Annotated in this window: 14 protein-coding genes and 2 pseudogenes; 12 read left to right on the top strand and 4 right to left on the bottom strand. The window is 48.6% G+C overall.

Features of this window, described 5'->3' with window-relative positions:
• The first annotated feature begins 50 nt into the window (after positions 1–50).
• The 4 genes from hutH to JCM15124_RS05230 all read left to right on the top strand — a co-directional run bounded on the left by hutH (position 51) and on the right by JCM15124_RS05230 (position 5614).
• The gene (gene hutH / locus JCM15124_RS05245) at positions 51–1526 is read left to right on the top strand and encodes a histidine ammonia-lyase (protein ID WP_024998581.1); all 1476 of its coding nucleotides are present in this window, start codon (positions 51–53) and stop codon (positions 1524–1526) included.
• Positions 1523–2767: an imidazolonepropionase gene (gene hutI / locus JCM15124_RS05240; RefSeq protein WP_024998580.1), complete on the top strand. Its 1245-nt coding sequence runs from the start codon at positions 1523–1525 to the stop codon at positions 2765–2767. Before hutH ends, hutI begins: the two co-directional genes overlap by 4 nt.
• A 420-nt stretch (positions 2768–3187) precedes the next feature.
• Positions 3188–4450 (top strand): DUF2436 domain-containing protein, encoded by a 1263-nt coding sequence (locus JCM15124_RS05235; RefSeq protein WP_024998579.1) that lies wholly within the window; start codon positions 3188–3190, stop codon positions 4448–4450.
• Positions 4451–4942: 492 nt separating this feature from the next.
• Positions 4943–5614, top strand: a complete 672-nt coding sequence (locus JCM15124_RS05230) for a DUF2436 domain-containing protein (RefSeq protein ID WP_024998578.1) — start codon at positions 4943–4945, stop codon at positions 5612–5614.
• Between the two features lie 121 nt (positions 5615–5735).
• Here JCM15124_RS05230 and JCM15124_RS15840 read toward each other — a convergent pair whose 3' ends face one another.
• On the bottom strand, positions 5736–5873 hold the full coding sequence (locus JCM15124_RS15840; protein ID WP_156930670.1) for a hypothetical protein: 138 nt from the start codon (positions 5871–5873) through the stop codon (positions 5736–5738).
• Positions 5874–6163: 290 nt separating this feature from the next.
• The gene (locus tag JCM15124_RS05225; protein ID WP_024998577.1) at positions 6164–7063 is read right to left on the bottom strand and encodes a helix-turn-helix domain-containing protein; all 900 of its coding nucleotides are present in this window, start codon (positions 7061–7063) and stop codon (positions 6164–6166) included.
• 146 nt (positions 7064–7209) lie between these two features.
• Between JCM15124_RS05225 and JCM15124_RS13365 the strand changes: the two are divergent.
• From JCM15124_RS13365 to JCM15124_RS13355, 8 genes and pseudogenes are all read left to right on the top strand, one after another.
• Positions 7210–8003, top strand: a pseudogene (locus JCM15124_RS13365) (aldo/keto reductase).
• Positions 7967–8149 (top strand): hypothetical protein, encoded by a 183-nt coding sequence (locus JCM15124_RS17155; RefSeq protein WP_373277526.1) that lies wholly within the window; start codon positions 7967–7969, stop codon positions 8147–8149. The pseudogene JCM15124_RS13365 and the gene JCM15124_RS17155 overlap by 37 nt, the downstream one beginning before the upstream one ends.
• A 3-nt stretch (positions 8150–8152) precedes the next feature.
• Positions 8153–8419, top strand: coding sequence for a putative quinol monooxygenase (locus tag JCM15124_RS13360; protein WP_232220093.1), 267 nt, complete (start codon positions 8153–8155; stop codon positions 8417–8419).
• A gap of 167 nt (positions 8420–8586) precedes the next feature.
• The gene (locus JCM15124_RS05210; protein ID WP_024998576.1) at positions 8587–9144 is read left to right on the top strand and encodes a flavodoxin; all 558 of its coding nucleotides are present in this window, start codon (positions 8587–8589) and stop codon (positions 9142–9144) included.
• A gap of 3 nt (positions 9145–9147) precedes the next feature.
• A complete protein-coding gene (locus JCM15124_RS05205) occupies positions 9148–10176 on the top strand; it encodes an amidohydrolase family protein (protein ID WP_024998575.1) in 1029 nt (342 codons plus the stop codon).
• Between the two features lie 588 nt (positions 10177–10764).
• Positions 10765–11379: a TetR/AcrR family transcriptional regulator gene (locus JCM15124_RS05200; protein ID WP_024998574.1), complete on the top strand. Its 615-nt coding sequence runs from the start codon at positions 10765–10767 to the stop codon at positions 11377–11379.
• Between the two features lie 118 nt (positions 11380–11497).
• Positions 11498–13252, top strand: a complete 1755-nt coding sequence (locus tag JCM15124_RS05195) for an ABC transporter ATP-binding protein (RefSeq protein WP_024998573.1) — start codon at positions 11498–11500, stop codon at positions 13250–13252.
• A gap of 25 nt (positions 13253–13277) precedes the next feature.
• Positions 13278–15010, top strand: a pseudogene (locus JCM15124_RS13355) (ABC transporter ATP-binding protein).
• A gap of 626 nt (positions 15011–15636) precedes the next feature.
• On the opposite strand, the gene JCM15124_RS13350 reads toward JCM15124_RS13355, so the two are convergent.
• Complete coding sequence (locus JCM15124_RS13350; RefSeq protein WP_051527362.1) at positions 15637–16509, bottom strand: hypothetical protein; 873 nt, start codon at positions 16507–16509, stop codon at positions 15637–15639.
• Positions 16494–17048, bottom strand: a complete 555-nt coding sequence (locus JCM15124_RS13345; RefSeq protein WP_156930669.1) for a hypothetical protein — start codon at positions 17046–17048, stop codon at positions 16494–16496. The genes JCM15124_RS13350 and JCM15124_RS13345 overlap by 16 nt, the downstream gene beginning before the upstream one ends.
• Positions 17049–17267 lie beyond the last annotated feature (219 nt).

Here is a 17267-nt window from a genome sequence, read left to right as displayed (position 1 = left end):
ATCTGTGAATTTTAATTTTAAAACAATACCTTAAACTTTTAAATACAATTATGACACATAAGATAAGTGCAGACCACCTCTCTATCGAAAGAATTGGTGAAATCATTGAAAACAACATTAAACTTGAACTATCTGACGACGCACGCAACCGCATTGTGCGTTGCCGCGAATACTTGGACAAAAAGATTGAAACATCAGATAAGCCTATCTATGGTGTAACAACAGGCTTCGGCTCACTCTGTAAAATCTCTATCGACAAGCAGCAACTTTCCGACCTTCAGAAAAACCTGATGATGTCGCACGCTTGCGGTGTAGGCGAAAGAGTGCCAAACGAAATCGTTAAGATTATGTTGCTGCTCAAGATACAGTCGCTAAGCTATGGTTTCTCAGGCTGCCAGTTGGTTACTGTAGAGCGTTTGATTGATTTTTTCAACAACGATATTTATCCTGTTGTCTACATGCAAGGCTCTCTCGGCGCATCGGGCGACCTCGTTCCATTGGCTCACCTGTGCTTGCCGCTCTTGGGTATTGGCAGTGTGGAAATGAACGGTGAAGTTATTTCCGGCGAGGAAATGCTGAAAAAGATGAACTGGCAACCAATCCAACTCGTTTCAAAAGAAGGTTTGGCATTGCTCAACGGTACACAGAACATGAACTCATTTGCTGTTTGGTGCTTGCTCCAAGCACAGCGGTTGAGCGATTGGGCAGACAAAATCGGCACAATGTCGCTCGAAGCTTACGACGGACGTATCGAACCATTCACACACGCTGTACACGCCGTGCGTCCTCACCAAGGGCAAATCGAAACAGCCGCTCGCATTCGTGAATTGCTCGAAGGCAGCGAACTCATCAAGCAACCAAAGGTAAACGTGCAAGACCCTTACTCTTTCCGTTGTATGCCACAGGTTCACGGCGCATCAAAAGACACTATCCGCTACGTGAAATCTGTAATCGACATTGAAGTGAACGCAGCTACCGACAACCCAACTGTCTGCCCGGACGAAGATTTGGTTATCTCTGCGGGCAACTTCCACGGCGAACCTATCGCACAACCAATGGACTTCCTTGCCATTGCACTGTGCGAACTGAGCAACATTTCAGAGCGTCGTATCTACAAACTCGTATCCGGCACACGCGACCTTCCAAGTTTCTTGGTAGCTAAACCGGGCGTGAACAGCGGTTTCATGATTCCGCAATACACTGCCGCTTCTATCGTTAGCCAGAGCAAGATGTACTGTACACCGGCTTCTGCCGACAGCATTCCTTCATCACAAGGTCAGGAAGACCACGTCAGCATGGGTGCTAACGCAGCTACAAAGCTCTACCAAGTAGTGCTGAACACAGAGCGTGTACTCGCTATCGAGCTTTTCAATGCGGCACAGGCACTCGAATTCCGTCGCCCATTGAAGTCTTCTCCTGCCATCGAAGCTATCTTCGAGGCTTATCGTAAGGTTGTGCCATTCGTTGAAAACGACCAATTTATGGCACCGCACATTGCTAAGTCAGTAGATTTCCTCCGCAAATGAAACTCTTAGTAACAAATATCGGCATACTGGCAGGCATCGGACACGAAGGTAAACGATGCCTGCGAGGGGCTGAAATGTCCCAACTAAACACCATTGAAAATGCTTACCTTTACGTAGAAAACGGTCGCATCGTTTCTTACGGTCCACGCGTCGATATGCCACAAATAGGGCGCAGCACATTGGTTGTAGATGCAGAAGGCGGAACCGTTATGCCGTCGTTCTGCGATTCACACACTCATGTTGTCTACGCCGGCAGCCGGGAAGGCGAATTTGTAGATAAAATACGTGGATTGAGCTATGCGGAAATAGCAAAGCGTGGTGGCGGTATCCTCAATTCTGCCGACCGCCTGCACGAACTGTCGGAAGACGAACTCTACGAACAGGCAATGAAACGGGTAGACGAAGTTATTCGCAAAGGTACGGGTGCGATGGAGATAAAGAGCGGCTACGGCTTGAACCTTGAAGACGAGCTGAAAATGCTGCGTGTCATTCGCCGAATAAAGGAGACAGCTCCCGTTAAAGTAGTTGCCAACTTCCTCGGTGCGCACGCTGTCGGTCGCGAATATGCCGGTCGCCAAGCCGAATACGTAGACCACATCATCAACGATATGTTGCCGGCCGTGGCAGAAGAAGGACTTGCCGACTTCATAGACGTGTTCTGCGATGAAGGTTTCTTCACGCCCGACGAAACGAGACGCCTGCTCCAAGCAGGTGCCAAATACGGTCTTCGCGGTAAAATTCACGGCGAAGAGCTTGCTGTTTCAGGCGGTGTGGAAGTAGGTGTTGAATGCAATGCCCTCTCCGTAGACCACCTTGAAGCGATGGACGACCGCGACATAGAACTGCTGAAAGACGCTGAAACCATGCCAACCGCTTTGCCCGGAACATCGTTCTTCCTGAACATGCCGTTTGCGCCGGGCAGGAAAATGATTGACGCAGGACTTCCGATGGCAATAGCTTCCGACTATAATCCCGGCTCTACACCATCGGGCGATATGAAGTTTGCCGTATCGTTGGCGTGCATCAAGATGCGCCTGATGCCTGCCGAAGCCATCAACGCAGCTACAATCAACTCGGCTTATGCCATGGGACTGAGCGAAGAGTACGGCTCTATCACTGTGGGTAAGGTAGCCAACTTTTACATTACCGACCCTATCCCGTCTATCGACTTTATCCCTTACGCATACACCACACCTATTATTCGCCGAGTATTCCTCAATGGCGAAGAGTATGCGCTATAAACATACAGCAATCCCACTGCCCGCACTCGCAGCAGTGGGATTTTGTTTTTTCCTCCCTCATTTTACCGTGAGTCCAACGAATTATACTTAATTGCAACTAGTGTACTCTAGTTTTTCTAGATTTTCTAGACATAGGAACACAATAAATTGCACCTAATTGCAACTGGTGGGTTCTGGTTTTTCTATAGCTTCTATGCATAAAAACACAATAAATTATACTTAATTGCAACATAATAGCAGGAAAGTAAAAAAAGATTATAAAATATTTGCTGTTTTAAAATAAAATTGTTATCTTCGCAAATATATCAACAACAACTGTTAAAGTTCAGAACATAGTTTACATTAACTTATGAAACGCCCGCATCTCCGACACGGCGTTGCTCTCCAAAGCGGGGGTTCAACAGGGAGATATTGCAAACAATGAATACAAATTTACTTAAGAGCGTGTATGCAACCATCGCTGCATTGTTCGTTGCAATGTTTGCACTGCCCACCACGGCACATGCACAAGGAAAGGCAAGAATCATTCTCGAGGCACACAATGTGTGGCAAGATGGTAGCGGCTATCAGATGTTGCTCGATGCCGACCACAATCTCTACGGCGACAAAATTCCTGCCGACGGACCGTTATGGAATGATGCCAACCCGCCGGCTGACCTCTACAATGGCTTCGAATACAAAATTCCGGCAGACGCCGACCCTTCTACCGAGCCCAAGCATATGGTGGTTGATGGCGAAGACTTTGTGGACATTCCGGCAGGAGTTTACGATTTCTGCATTGCGGCACCGCAGGCAGAAACTAAAATATGGATTGCCGGCTTTTATGACGGTCCTACAAGAGCCGATGATTACAAGTTCGAGGCAGGCAAAACCTACCGTTTCACGATGCACATGACGGAAGATGAGAGTAATGATGCTGCCAAGCTGACGATTACCGAAGAAGGTGTTACAACTTACGAACTTGCAATTTGTGGAGAAAAAGTAAGCTCTGAAAATTGCAACGACCTTTCTGTGATTAACGGTGTAAGCGGAACGGTGAAGTACGACCCAACCAACAACGTTCTCACACTGCAAGATGCTACAATCAATGCAGGAGAACAGAATGCTATCTTTTCAAACATCAATGGCTTAAAAGTACAGGTTGTTGGTACAAACACCCTTACAGCTAAAGACAGATCAACGTTTAGCTTCACCGCCCCGCTGCTTATAATGGGTGACGGAGTACTTAATGTGAAGTGCGAAGGCGACTGTGCTCTCTACGCAAGCGAAACCAATCTCACCATCGAAAATTGTACCGTGAATGTTGAAGGAGCATACGCCATCGCAGGAAGGAACGGCACAAGCGAGATATTTACCGTTAAAAATGCTACGGTAACAGCCGTGGGAGCAGAATACGGCTCTATCTGCGACTTCGCCGAACTTAACATGACAGGCTGCTATATCTCTCAACCTTCGGGAGCTAAGTTTGACCCAACATCGCACAGTGTAGCACTGAACGGAGAGACGGTAAAGGATAAGGTGGTGATTACGAAAGACCCGAATGCCATTGAAGTACCGACTGCCGACAACAACACCGCCACACAAGGCATCTATACCCTTAGCGGCGTGCGCCGGGCGGGCGAGCTGAAAGACCTTCCAAAGGGCGTTTACATCGTGAACGGCAAGAAGGTTGTGAAACCATAAATAGATTTGCGAGTGTACGAAACATTGCTTTCATACACCCTATTAGTTAAACATGAGTAATAGAAACGATGGTAGGAGCGTGAGCAAATCGCGCTCCTACTTTTTTACCCCAATTGTTCATTAGCGTCCTTGACCGATTTTGTTCGATTGTCGGGCAGATGTGCTGCCGTTTCAAAAGCGTAGTTGCTGATAACTTCTTCGGCTTAGGAACACAATAAACTGTGCCTAATTGCAACTGGTGAACCCTAGTTTTTCTAGGGCTTCTAGGCTTTAAAACACAATAAATTATACTTAATTGCAACATAATAGCAGAAAAGTAAAAAAAGATTATGAAATGTTTGCTGTTTTAAAATAAAATTGTTATCTTCGCAAATATATCAACAACAACTATTAAAATTCAGAGTATAGTTCATATTAACTTATCAAACGCCCGCATCTCCGACACGGCGTTGCTCCCCAAAGCGGGGGTTCAATAGGGAGATACTGCAAACAATGAATACAAATTTACTTAAGAACGTGTATGCAACCATCGCTGCATTGTTCGTTGCAATGTTTGCACTGCCCACCACGGCGCATGCACAAGGAAAGGCAAGAATCATTCTCGAGGCACACAATGTGTGGGGAGACGGCAGCGGCTATCAGATGTTGCTCGATGCCGACCACAATCTCTACGGCGACAAGTTTTCTGCCGAAGGACCATTATGGAATGATGCCAACCCACCGGCTGACCTCTACAATGGCTTCGAATACAAAATTCCTGCCAATGCCGACCCATCTACAACGCCTCAGTACATGATTGTGGACGGTGAGGACTACGTGGACATTCCTGCAGGAGTTTACGATTTCTGCATTGCAGCACCGCAGGCAGAAACTAAAATATGGATTGCCGGCTTTTATGACGGTCCCACAAGAGCCGACGATTACAAGTTCGAGGCAGGCAAAACCTACCGTTTCACGATGCACATGACGGAAAATGAGAGTAATGATGCTGCCAAGCTGACGATTACCGAAGATGATCCGACCGCCATTGAAACACCGACTGCCGACAACACTACCGCCACACAAGGCATCTATACCCTTAGCGGTGTGCGCCGGTCGGGCGAGCTGAAAGACCTTCCAAAGGGCGTTTACATCGTGAACGGCAAGAAGGTTGTGAAACCATAAATAGATTTGCGAGTGTACGAAACATTGCTTTCATACACCCTATGAGTTAAACATGAGTAATAAAAACGATGGTAGGAGCGTGAGCTATTCGCGCTCCTACTTTTTTATCCCCACTCGGTTATTAGCGTCCTAATGCTCGATTGGGGTTTAATGCGTCCGTTACGCCCTGCCACAGATGCGGATCGGCAAAGTCGTGGTATGATTTTGCACACCCATTTTTGCGGTCGTGAAAAGGCGAAATATCTTTACAGAAAATCAATGGTTTTTCTTTGGTTTTCCAAAAGCGTAGGTTTTGCGATGCAAAACCTACGCTTTTACCTTGTAAAACCTACGGTTTTGCAATGCCAAACAATAGGTTTTGGAGTGCCAAAGCGTAGTTATTGATAGTCAGTGTGTTATGTGCGGTGTGCGAAAGCGGTATTTTGTTATGTTTTTTCGCAAGGAAAAATACAACCGTTCCGCATTCATTTTAACCCTAATCGGTTCATTAGCGTCCTAATGAACCGATTGGGTTTTAATGAGAATAGACTACAATGGAGCGGCAAAACTCTATTCGTTCTGCAACAAATTCTTTGGCGATACACCGAAATGCGCTTTAAACTGGCGGCTGAAATGCTGCGGATAGTCGAAGCCAAGTGCCGAAGCCGTCTCTGCCACAGTCAGTCCTTCGGTCAGCAGAACCTGTGCCCGCTGCATGACAAACTTACGAATGGTGTAGATGGCGGTGTCGCCCGTAAGCTGTCGGACAAGGTCGCCAAAATAGTTGGGAGACAGAAACAGCTCCTGCGCGCAGTATTTCACGGTCGGCACACCATGTTTCAGCTGTCGGTTTTCCTTATAATACAGATGCAGCAACTTATTGAAACGCTTCAGAAGGTCGTTGTTGTTGCCCACCGTTTCGGCATGGAACTGCCGTTCGTAAAAGCGCGAGCAGTATTCCAAAATCAGCTGTAGATAGGTTACGAGAATATTCCGCCGGTGGGGTGCATCGCGATGTGCCTGCAGTTCGTAGCGTATCATCTTCATGCAAGTAACTATCGTGCGCCACTCATCGGGCTGCATGCGCAACGCCTCGCTTTGATAATAGGAGAAGAAATGGTAATTTTCCATCTGCCGTTCAAGCGGTGTGCCGGCTATAAGCAGCGGAGAAAAGAGCAGTGCCCAGCCTTTCAAGCTGATTTCCTCGCCCGTATCCGACACTCCGCCCATCTGTCCCGGCGCAACACAGAGCATCGAATGATTACCCGACTGATAAATTCCCTGTCCGTAAGCAAGCGTGTAGGGGCTTTCTTCCATCAGGAAAAGCCCATATACACCATAGTTGTTCAGGCTGTGCCTGCAATGTTTCAGCTCGTCGTAGTGTATGATGCTGACGAGCGGGTGCATTGTTTCAGCTCCTATATATTCTGCGTAATCATTGACAGAATTTACCTTTAACACCTTCTTCATTGTTATATCTTTTCTCTTTCAAGGGGTAAAGATACGCATTTATAGTTACATATCCATAAAAATGGTAGCTGTTTCAGTAAAATATTTATGCCTTCTTCCAACTTTTAGCTTTAACTTTGCACTATCAATTTAAAACAATAGAAATTATGAAAGAATCGAAAATTGCATTAGGAACTTGGGCTTGGGGCGCAGGAGCCTTCGGTGGCGACAGCGTGTTTGGTAGCAAAACAGACGAAGAGACACTCCGTCCGGTATTTGAAACTGCCATGAAAGCAGGACTGAACCTGTGGGACACAGCCACAGTATATGGTATGGGAGAGTCGGAACGCATACTTGGAACATTCGTAAAGGAGCAGAAACGCGAAGACGTACTGGTATCGACGAAGTTCACACCGCAGATAGCCGAGATGTACGAGAACAGCGTCGGGAAGATGGCAGAAGCTCAATGGAACGCATGGGCTTAGACTATATCGACATTTATTGGATACACAACCCCATGGACGTGCAGCGTTGGACACCGGAACTCGTTCCTCTTCTGAAGTCGGGCAAGGTGAAACGCGTCGGTGTTTCCAACCATAACCTCGACGAGATACGCCGTGCCAACGAGATTTTGAACAAGGAAGGTTTCAGAATATCAGCCGTTCAGAACCATTATTCCCTGCTTTACCGCTCGTCAGAGAAAGCCGGAATACTCGACTATTGCAAGCAGAACGACATCAGTTTTTGGGCTTACATGGTCTTGGAGCAAGGCGCACTGTCGGGAAAATACAATAAAGAGAACCCCCTTCCTGCAGAAAGCGACCGCGGCAAACGCTACAATCCGGTGTTGGACAAGCTCGAAAACCTCACCAACGGCATGAAAGCCATCGGCGAAAAATACGGCATTTCCTGCTCACAAGTAGCGTGGCGTGGGCCATTGCCAAAGGAGCGCAACCGCTAATCGGTGCAACCAAGGAGCGACACGTGCTTGAAGCCGCCGCTGCAGCCAAGATACAGCTGCTGAAAGAAGAGGTAGAACAGCTTGAACAGCTCGCCGATGCCACCGGAGTCGATACTCGCGGCGAATGGGAGCACAGCATGGAATAGGCAATGGTGAAGAACTTAATCCTCATAAGTTTTATGGCAATACTTTCTTTGGGCATGAAAGCGCAAACGCATGTAGTGCGCATAGCCGACATAGAGGTCTATCCTCAATACTTGGACGAGTACATCAAGATGGGTAAAGAGATTGCCGCAACGAGCATACGGGAAGAGACGGGCGTCGTCTGCCTCTTCCCCTGCCAGTTGAAAGAGGACAGTACGCGTTTCCGTATCGTGGAGATATACGCATCGCCGGAGCTTACCGCCACCATATAAATACGGAACACTTCCTGCGTTACAAGCAGAAAACAATGAAAATGGTGAAGTCTTTGAAGCTGAACGACCTAACACCGCTGGACACTGCCGGCATGGCGAACATCTTCAGGCGGAACGATTGATGACAAAGAACAGAATATTAAGAAACCGACAACAAAGCAAAAGAGATGAAGAAGAGAATATTTCTTATCCTGACAGTGATGACAGCATTTTGTCTCACTGCCTGTTCGCAGAGTAGTAAAAACAAGGAGAACAAGAATATGAAGACATTAGTAGCTTATTTTTCTGCATCGGGAACCACACGAAAGGCAGCCGAACGGTTGGCTAAAGCAACAGGCGCGACGCTTTGCGAGATACAACCGCAGCAGCCTTACACAGATGCAGACCTCGACTGGACCGACAAACAGTCGCGTTCGAACGTAGAGATGGAAAACAGAAACTCGCGTCCGGCTATCAAGAAACTATCGGTAAACATTGCCGACTATGATGTTATCTACGTGGGTTTCCCCATTTGGTGGTACACTTGTCCTACCATTATCAACACCTTTATGGAGTCGGCAGACTTCAAAGGTAAGACCGTTATACCGTTTGCAACGTCGGGAGGAAGTACCATAGCGAAGGCATGCACAGACCTTAAAACGGCTTATCCGGAGGTAAACTGGAAGTCAGGCTTGCTGATGAACGGCGTTTCAGACAGCGAAATCAACAAATGGATTAACCGGTAGGCAATGAAAAAGACTATCATAATGGCACTGTTAATGGCTTCTTCGCTTCATACCGTATCGGCACAGAACATCATAGACGTACATTCGCACGTCGTTTCGCCGTCTTATCTTGACGCTCTCACCCGACATGATGCTTTGTTGGAAGAAGGGTTTCCGCTTCCTCAATGGAGCGTAGAAAGCCAGTTGAAGTTCATGGACGAGGCAGGCGTGAAGACTTCCGTGCTTACTTTGGCTGCTCCACAGCCTTATTTCGGCGACATTCGGGAGAGCCGCAGTGTCGTCCGTCAGCTTAACGAGGAGGCTGCACGCATAAAAAGCGAATACCCCGACCGCTTCCTTTGGTGTGCCACGTTGCCTCTGCCGGACGTGAATGCAGCCATCGAGGAAGCGCGGTATGCCCTCGACACACTCCATGCCGACGGCATAAAGCTGGCAACCAATGTGCGCGGGCAGTATCTTGGTGCACCCGAATTAGACCCGTTGATGGCTTTTCTGAACGAGCGGCATGCTGTTGTGGTGCTCCACCCGCACAAGCCGGAACCCATCAACGAGCAGGTTATGGCACAGACACCGCTTGCCATGCAGGAGTATCTTTCCGAAACGACACGTGCCGTTGCCAACATGATTAGTCGTAACGTGCCGGCACGGTATTCCAATCTGAAGATAATCGTTCCCCATTGCGGTGCTTATCTGCCCATAGCCATACCCCGAATGAAGTCGCTCACGCCCGTAATGCAGCAGGCAAAGCTCGTCGGGGCAATCGACTGGGAAAAGAATTTGGCACCGTTCTACTATGATTTGTCCGGCTCGCATTCCCTTGAAGCCGTTCGGTTGCTGCTCACCATCACCTCGCCCGACCGTCTTCTCTATGGTTCAGACTTTCCTTATGTTGCCCCGCATGTGCTTACAGGCGGCTTGCAGCGCATGAAAGACTATCTTTCGTCTGCGCCCGACCTGCAACCTTACAAGGAAATGATACTGTGGAAGAATGCCCAAAAGTTGTTCGGAAAGGGCACACCGCATTCCAAATAAGCAACGGAAAAGCCGTGGGCATCGTGATTGCACGTTCCTACGAACCCACGTTGCAAGTGGGTGGTTGTCGGAAAAGACACCTTCTGAAATATTTACAGAAAAGCAAGAGCTTTTCTTTGGTTTTCCAAAAGCGTAGGTTTCGCATCGCAAAACCTACGCTTTTACCGTGCAAAACCTACGCTTTTGCAATGCCAAACAACAGGTTTCGGTGTGCAAAAGTGTAGTTACTGATTGTCAGCGTGTTACGTTTGGTAAGCGAAAACGGCGTTTTGTCATGTTTTTTGCAAGGTTTCGAGCGGTTGTTATTTGTCCGTGGGCGGTTGCCGGGCGTAGGGAACGTGTAGCCGGTGCACCGACATGGCAGGCTCGTATGCCTTATAAAATACCCATTTTTGGGTATTGTGGCGTTTTCATATCTTTGCTACTTTTGCAAAATAAATATTGCTTTTATGCGAAGAAACTACATTTATAGACAGATAGAGCAACCTTGCTCGTTTTATAAAGCGCACCGTTCGGTTTTGAAACGGTGCGTTTTTTGTGTGAACAAAAACACACTTGGTTCATTATTGACACCTTTATAATTACGCTATGCAGACATTGAAGAACGACATCAGGCAACGTATCGTAACGATAGCGCGCGAGGAATTTATCGCTCACGGCGTGCGATACACTTCCATACGAACCGTGGCAAGGCGCGCCGGCATTGCTGCGGGCAACGTGTACAACTACTTCCGCAGCAAGGACGAGCTGTTTTGCGAGGTGCTGCACCCGCTTATTGCTGCCCTGAACCGCCATCTGCTTTCTCATAATCAGGAGCGAAACCTTAACATTAAGGTATTTAACGTAAGTGTTTTTCAGAACGAATACCTCACCGCCATGAAAGAACTTATAAGGAATTACCGCCCCGAACTCCGGTTGTTGTTGTTCAATGCCGAAGGAACATCGCTTTCCGGGTACAAGGAAAGAATTGTAGAGCACCAGATGAAGATAGGGGCTGAATACATGCAACTGATGAAAGAACGCTATCCGCACATCAATATCGACATATCGCCCTTCTTCCTGCACATTGCAAGTTCTATGTGGGTGAACATCTTCTGCGAACTTGTGCAGCACGAAGACTATGAAGAATGCGAGATAGAACGTGCGCTCGAACAGTATGCAGCCTACAGCATGGCAGGCTGGAAAGAACTGATGAAACCATAAAACAATGTTTTCGTTCAACCAAATGAGCAATGCCAAATTTATTTGAGCATAGCCATGGCGAGAAAACGCACTTTTCGAGGAACGAGAAAAGAAACTTTTTAAAACATAATAAAAGACTATGATAAAAATACTCAAACGTTTAGGAGCTTACATGGGAGGGCGCAGAATGTTGCTCCCTTGCTCCGTTGTGCTGTCGGCAGTCAATGGTTTGCTGTCGTTAGTTCCCTTTGTTTTCTTGTGGTTGGTGGTGCGTACGCTGTTCACTGCCGACGGAAATCTTGCCGATACGCCTATATGGGACTATGCCATTGCGGCGTTCGTGGTGTCGGTGGCGAATGTTTTGCTCTACTTCGCCGCCCTTATGCTCTCGCATCTTGCCGCTTTTCGCATCGAAACCAATATGCGGCGCACTGCCATGCAGCGGCTTATGCGTGTGCCGTTGGGCTTTTTCGACACGCAGAACACGGGGCGCATGCGCAAGATTATCGACGAAGATTCGAGCCAGACACACACTTTCGTGGCACACATACTGCCCGATGTGGCAGGCAGCATCGTCGCCCCGATTGGCATTGTCGTGCTGTTGATGGCGGTAGACTGGCAGCTGGGCATTGCCGCAATGGTGCCGATAGTGTGCGCCTTCGGCATCATGGGCTATATGATGAGCCCTAAAAGCAACCATTTCCAACGTATGTACCTCGACGCACAGGAGAAAATGAGTGCCGAAGCCGTAGAGTACGTGCGCGGAATACCCGTTGTGAAAGTCTTCCAACAGACGGTATTCTCGTTCAAACGCTTTCACGACAGCATCATCAACTACCGCGACCTCGTCATCAAATACACCCTTTCGTGGCGCACACCTATGTCTGCTTACACCGTAGCCATCAATGCTTTCGCCTTTCTGCTGGTGCCTACGGGCATCATAATGATAGGGCACGGCGGCGAAACAACGGTCATCGTTGCCGATATGGTGCTCTATGTGCTCATCGCACCTGTCATTTCGGCCAATGTAATGAAAGCCATGCACCTCAGTCAGAACCTCTTTATGGCAAACGAAGCGGTAGACCGGTTGGAGCAACTCACCGCTACGCCGCCGCTTCCCGAAAGTTCCAATCCCGAGAAAGCAGCAGTCTTCGACGTCAGTCTGCGCAATGTGTCGTTCCGATACGAAGCTGCGGAGCGCGATGCCGTAAGTCATATCGACCTCGACATACCGCAAGGCAAGACCGTTGCGCTGGTGGGAGCGTCCGGCGGTGGCAAGACAACCATTGCAAGGCTTATTCCCCGCTTCTGGGACGTGCGCGAAGGCAGTTTGAAAATAGGCGGTGTAGACGTTCGGAACATGGATAAGGCAACGCTGATGCGCAACGTGTCGTTCGTGTTTCAGAACACCCGACTGTTCAAGACCTCCATTTTGGAGAACATACGCTACGGCAGTCCCGATGCAACAATGGAACAGGTGAACCGTGCCGTAGACCTTTCGCAGAGCCGGGAAATCATCGAGCGGCTGCCACAGGGGTTGAATACCGTCATCGGAGCGGAGGGAACATACCTCTCCGGCGGCGAACAGCAACGCATAGTGCTTGCCCGTGCCATTCTGAAAGATGCCCCCATCGTGGTGCTCGACGAAGCTACCGCCTTTGCCGACCCCGAAAACGAGCACCTTATACGGCAAGCCTTTGCCCATCTGACACGTGGGAAAACCGTGCTGATGATAGCCCACCGACTGACCACCGTGCAAGATGCCGACAACATTGTCGTGGTAGACAACGGCAGAATAGTCGAACAAGGTACGCACCAACAGCTCATGGAACAAGCTGCGCTATATTATAAGATGTGGAACGAATACCAAAAGTCGGTTGCATGGAAACTATAAAACCTAACAGAAAGGACATAAAACTATGATTAAATATCTTCAACAACGGTTCGCCCTCACCGAAAAAGGAGCGAAAGACTTGCGGAATGGCATCGCATTCTCTACACTGCTGAACCTCGCATTGATGCTGCCGCCCACCTATTTGTTCTTCTTCCTCATGGAATACATCGACGCCAACCTCCACACCGAGCCGCACACGCTGTGGTTCTACGTGCTTGTGGCAGCGGCATTGGCAGTGCTTATGTTCTTTATAGCCCGCCGACAGTACGACAGCACCTACACTACCGTTTACAACGAGAGTGCCCAACGCCGCATCGGAGTGGCGGAAAAGCTGCGCCGACTGCCCCTCGCTTTCTTCGGAGAGCGCAACCTTTCCGACCTCACCTCTACCGTAATGGAAGACTGCACGATGCTCGAACAAACCTTCTCGCACGCTGTTCCGCAACTGTTTGCGTCGGCTCTGAGCGTCATCATCATCGCCGTGGGTATGTTCTGCTACAACTGGCACTTGGCTTTAGCCCTCTTTTGGGTCGTTCCGCTTGCCGTAACCACCCTTCTGTTGTCGCGCCGCCAGCTCCACAAAGCCTTCGTCGAGCATTATAAAGTGAAGCGCGGCGTAACCGAACAGATACAGGAAGGTTTGGAATGTGTACAGGAAATAAAGTCGTACAGCGGCGAACAGGCATACTGCCGCACCTTCGACGAACGGCTGAAGGGCTACGAGCGCGAGCTGGTGCGCGGCGAACTCCTGTCAGGCGTATTCCTCAACCTCGCCGGAATGCTGCTCAAGCTCGGCATGCCCACCGTTATATTGGTGGGAGCGTGGCTGTTGCAGCAAGGCGAAGTGTCGATGTTCAGCTATCTGGCTTTCCTTATTGCTTCGGCAATGGTCTATAATCCATTATCGAAGTGTGCAACTTTCTTGCCCTGCTCTCCTTTCTCGACGTGCGTATCAACCGCATGAAGGAAATAGAAAGTATGCCCGCGCAGGAGGGAAGCTCAGCCGTCCGACTCGAAAACTACGACATCGAGTTCCGCAACGTAAGTTTTGCCTACGAAACCGAGAAGCAAGTGCTGCACAATGTTTCGTTCACCGCACGCCAAGGCACCGTTACCGCCCTCGTAGGACCGTCGGGTGGGGGCAAAAGCACTACTGCCAAGCTCGCCGCACGCTTTTGGGACATCGACGACGGACAAATTCTTGTGGGGGGAAACGACATCTCGAAGATTGACCCCGAAACGCTGCTGCAACACTATTCCATTGTCTTTCAAGACGTGTTGCTGTTCAATGCCTCTGTTGCCGATAATATTCGCATCGGCAAGCGCAATGCTACCGACGAGGAAGTGCGCCACGCTGCCCGACTGGCACAGTGCGATGACTTCATTAGTCGAATGCCGCAAGGCTACGATACCGTCATCGGCGAAAACGGCGAAACCCTCTCCGGCGGCGAGCGGCAGCGCATTTCCATTGCCCGCGCCCTGCTGAAGAATGCACCCATCATACTTCTCGACGAAGCCACAGCAAGCCTTGATGCCGAGAACGAAACGAAAATACAGGCAGGTATCTCCGAATTGGTGCGCAACAAAACCGTTATCATCATCGCCCACCGCATGCGCACCGTCCGCAATGCCGACCAAATCGTGGTGCTTAGCGGCGGTACGGTGAGCGAACAGGGCACACCCGACGAGCTGCTGACCCGCAACGGCGAGTTCGCCCGTATGGTTCGTTTGCAACAAGAAAGAAGCAACAGTATGTAATACGCACGAGTTGGCGAGCCGAAAACGTAGGCTTTGCATGTTAAAAGCGGCTGTTTTGCATTGCAAAACAGCCGCTGAAACATTGAGCGTTTTTCGGTTTGATTTTGTAAAGATAATTCTGTTAAAAAGTGATATAATCGCTTTGACGTTGCGAAACCGTAGGTTTTGCGATGCAAAACCTACGGTTTAACCGTGCAAAACCTACGGTTTAAGAACGCGAAACAATAGGTTTTGCAACACGCTGACGTACAGCTGATTACGCGATAGCTATGCTTGCGAAAAATATTTACGATTTTATGGGCCTTTTTTATGCTTTTTCTTGGCTTCTTTCCGTTCTTTTCTCGTTCCTCGAAAAGTGCGTTTTCTCGCCATGGCAATGCTCAAATAAATTTGGCATTGCGCATTTGGCTGAACGAAAACATTTATAAATAACGTGAGTTCGGTGTAAGAATTAGACTCGGAAGATGCTTCACTTCTTCTTGATTATAACTATATTAAATCATAATCCATTCTTTTTAAAAGTCTTATAAAATAATATATTGGCATAATTCTTACATCGAACGCATGTTAATATTAAGTATATAGGGTGTGGGAATGCCATTGCCGGCACATCTATACACTTTCTTCTATTGCTTCACAACCTTCTTTCCGTCCACAATATAAATACCTTTTGGCAGACTGTTTAAATCTTCCGAAAGGCGAACACCGCTAAGACTGTAAACACCTTGCACCACTGCTGTGTCGGCAGTAGGGCTACTGATGGCTGCCGGGTCGTTGCTGATAACCACCTTGCCTCTTACTTTCTGCCCATTTACAGCCAAAAAGTGCTGTTTCGTATCGTACACTGCGCCTATGGGCTGCGTGATAACGCACTTTGTAAGCGTTAGCGATGCAAAATCGCAGATGCTGCCGTGCTCCTTGCCTTCGGCTGTAACCATGGCATTGTCTATGTTCAGCTGCTCGTTAGAATTGCCGTCCCAGCCGGCAAAACCAAACTGGTAGCCTTTCGCATTCACCGTGCAATCCTTGATGGTAAGGCTGGTTTGGTTTACAAAGACGGCACAGTTGTCAAGACTTTGCACATTGAGGGTTCCGCCACCCGTAACGGTTGCGGTCGCTGCAACGGTGAATGTGGAACCTTTCGAGGTGATATAGTTGTTTCCGATAACCTTCAGCGTGAAGTCAGGGATTTCTACCGAGATGGCTTTCGGACCGTTTTCTTCCTTCATAATGGTGGCATTTTCAAGGGTGAGGGTCTTTGTTTGCGGGTCGTACTTTACGGTTCCGGCCACTCCGTCAATCTGAGAGAGATTGTTATAGTTCTTTGTTGTTACCGACTTACCTGCAATGGCGAGTGGGTAGGCAATAGATTCGATAACCACCTTGTCTTTTACCAGCTGTCCGTTTGCTGCGATTCCCTTCAGCGCAGCGTCGTATGCGGCACCTGCGGGTTGCATGATTTCGCAGTCTTCGAGGGTGAACTTCATAATGCCGCGCATCGTTTCGTGTGTGCTTCCCTTTGCTGTGATGTAGCTCGGATAATGGTTATCTCGGTGTTTCCTTTTTCAGCACCGATTGAGCCGTCCGATTCTATGGTACAGCCATCGATGGTTATGCCTGCGTTGTTGGTGGCGTGAAGTCCGAAACTCTTTCCGTGCAGTTTCATTTTCCCTTTTCCTGTCAGGGTGCAATATGCATTTTCGGTATTGATGGCAGCACCTCCGTCGGCAGAAATGGTGTTGTCTCCTCTTACAACAATCATCAGTCCTTTTATTTTCGAGCTGATGCCGTGTGCCTCGCCTGTTGCTTCTATGCCGGCGTTTTCGAGCCAAAGGATTTTGTTTTTGGGGTAATAGCGCACACTTCCCTTTACGCCTGAGATTACAGAAAGGTCGTTGCAGTTCTTCGCAGTAACCTGTTCGCCTGCGATAATCAGGTCGTACTTCTCTTGTGCGTGCATTTTTGTAGGCATGGCAAGCATGGCAATGCAGAGTGCAACCATGGCTGCATAGCTTTTCCTAAGTAGATTTGGTTTCATTGTTAATTGTTCCCTCCCTGTTGAAACTCTTCGCAGAGCAACGCCGTATCGGAGGTTTGGGCATTTTATGTGATGAATTAGGTTTTGCGTTAATGCTTTTATTGTTGTAGCTGTTTTTAGGTTTAACAGGTTGCCCGCGTGCATTTCGGTATATATGCTTATGCCGTTCGCCGGTACTATCTTGTGCAAAGATAACGCCAACGAGCGACATGAGAATTT

This window comes from Prevotella falsenii DSM 22864 = JCM 15124 (assembly GCF_000613945.1).
Lineage (GTDB): Bacteria > Bacteroidota > Bacteroidia > Bacteroidales > Bacteroidaceae > Prevotella > Prevotella falsenii.
This window is presented reverse-complemented; position numbering and strand designations above follow the sequence as displayed.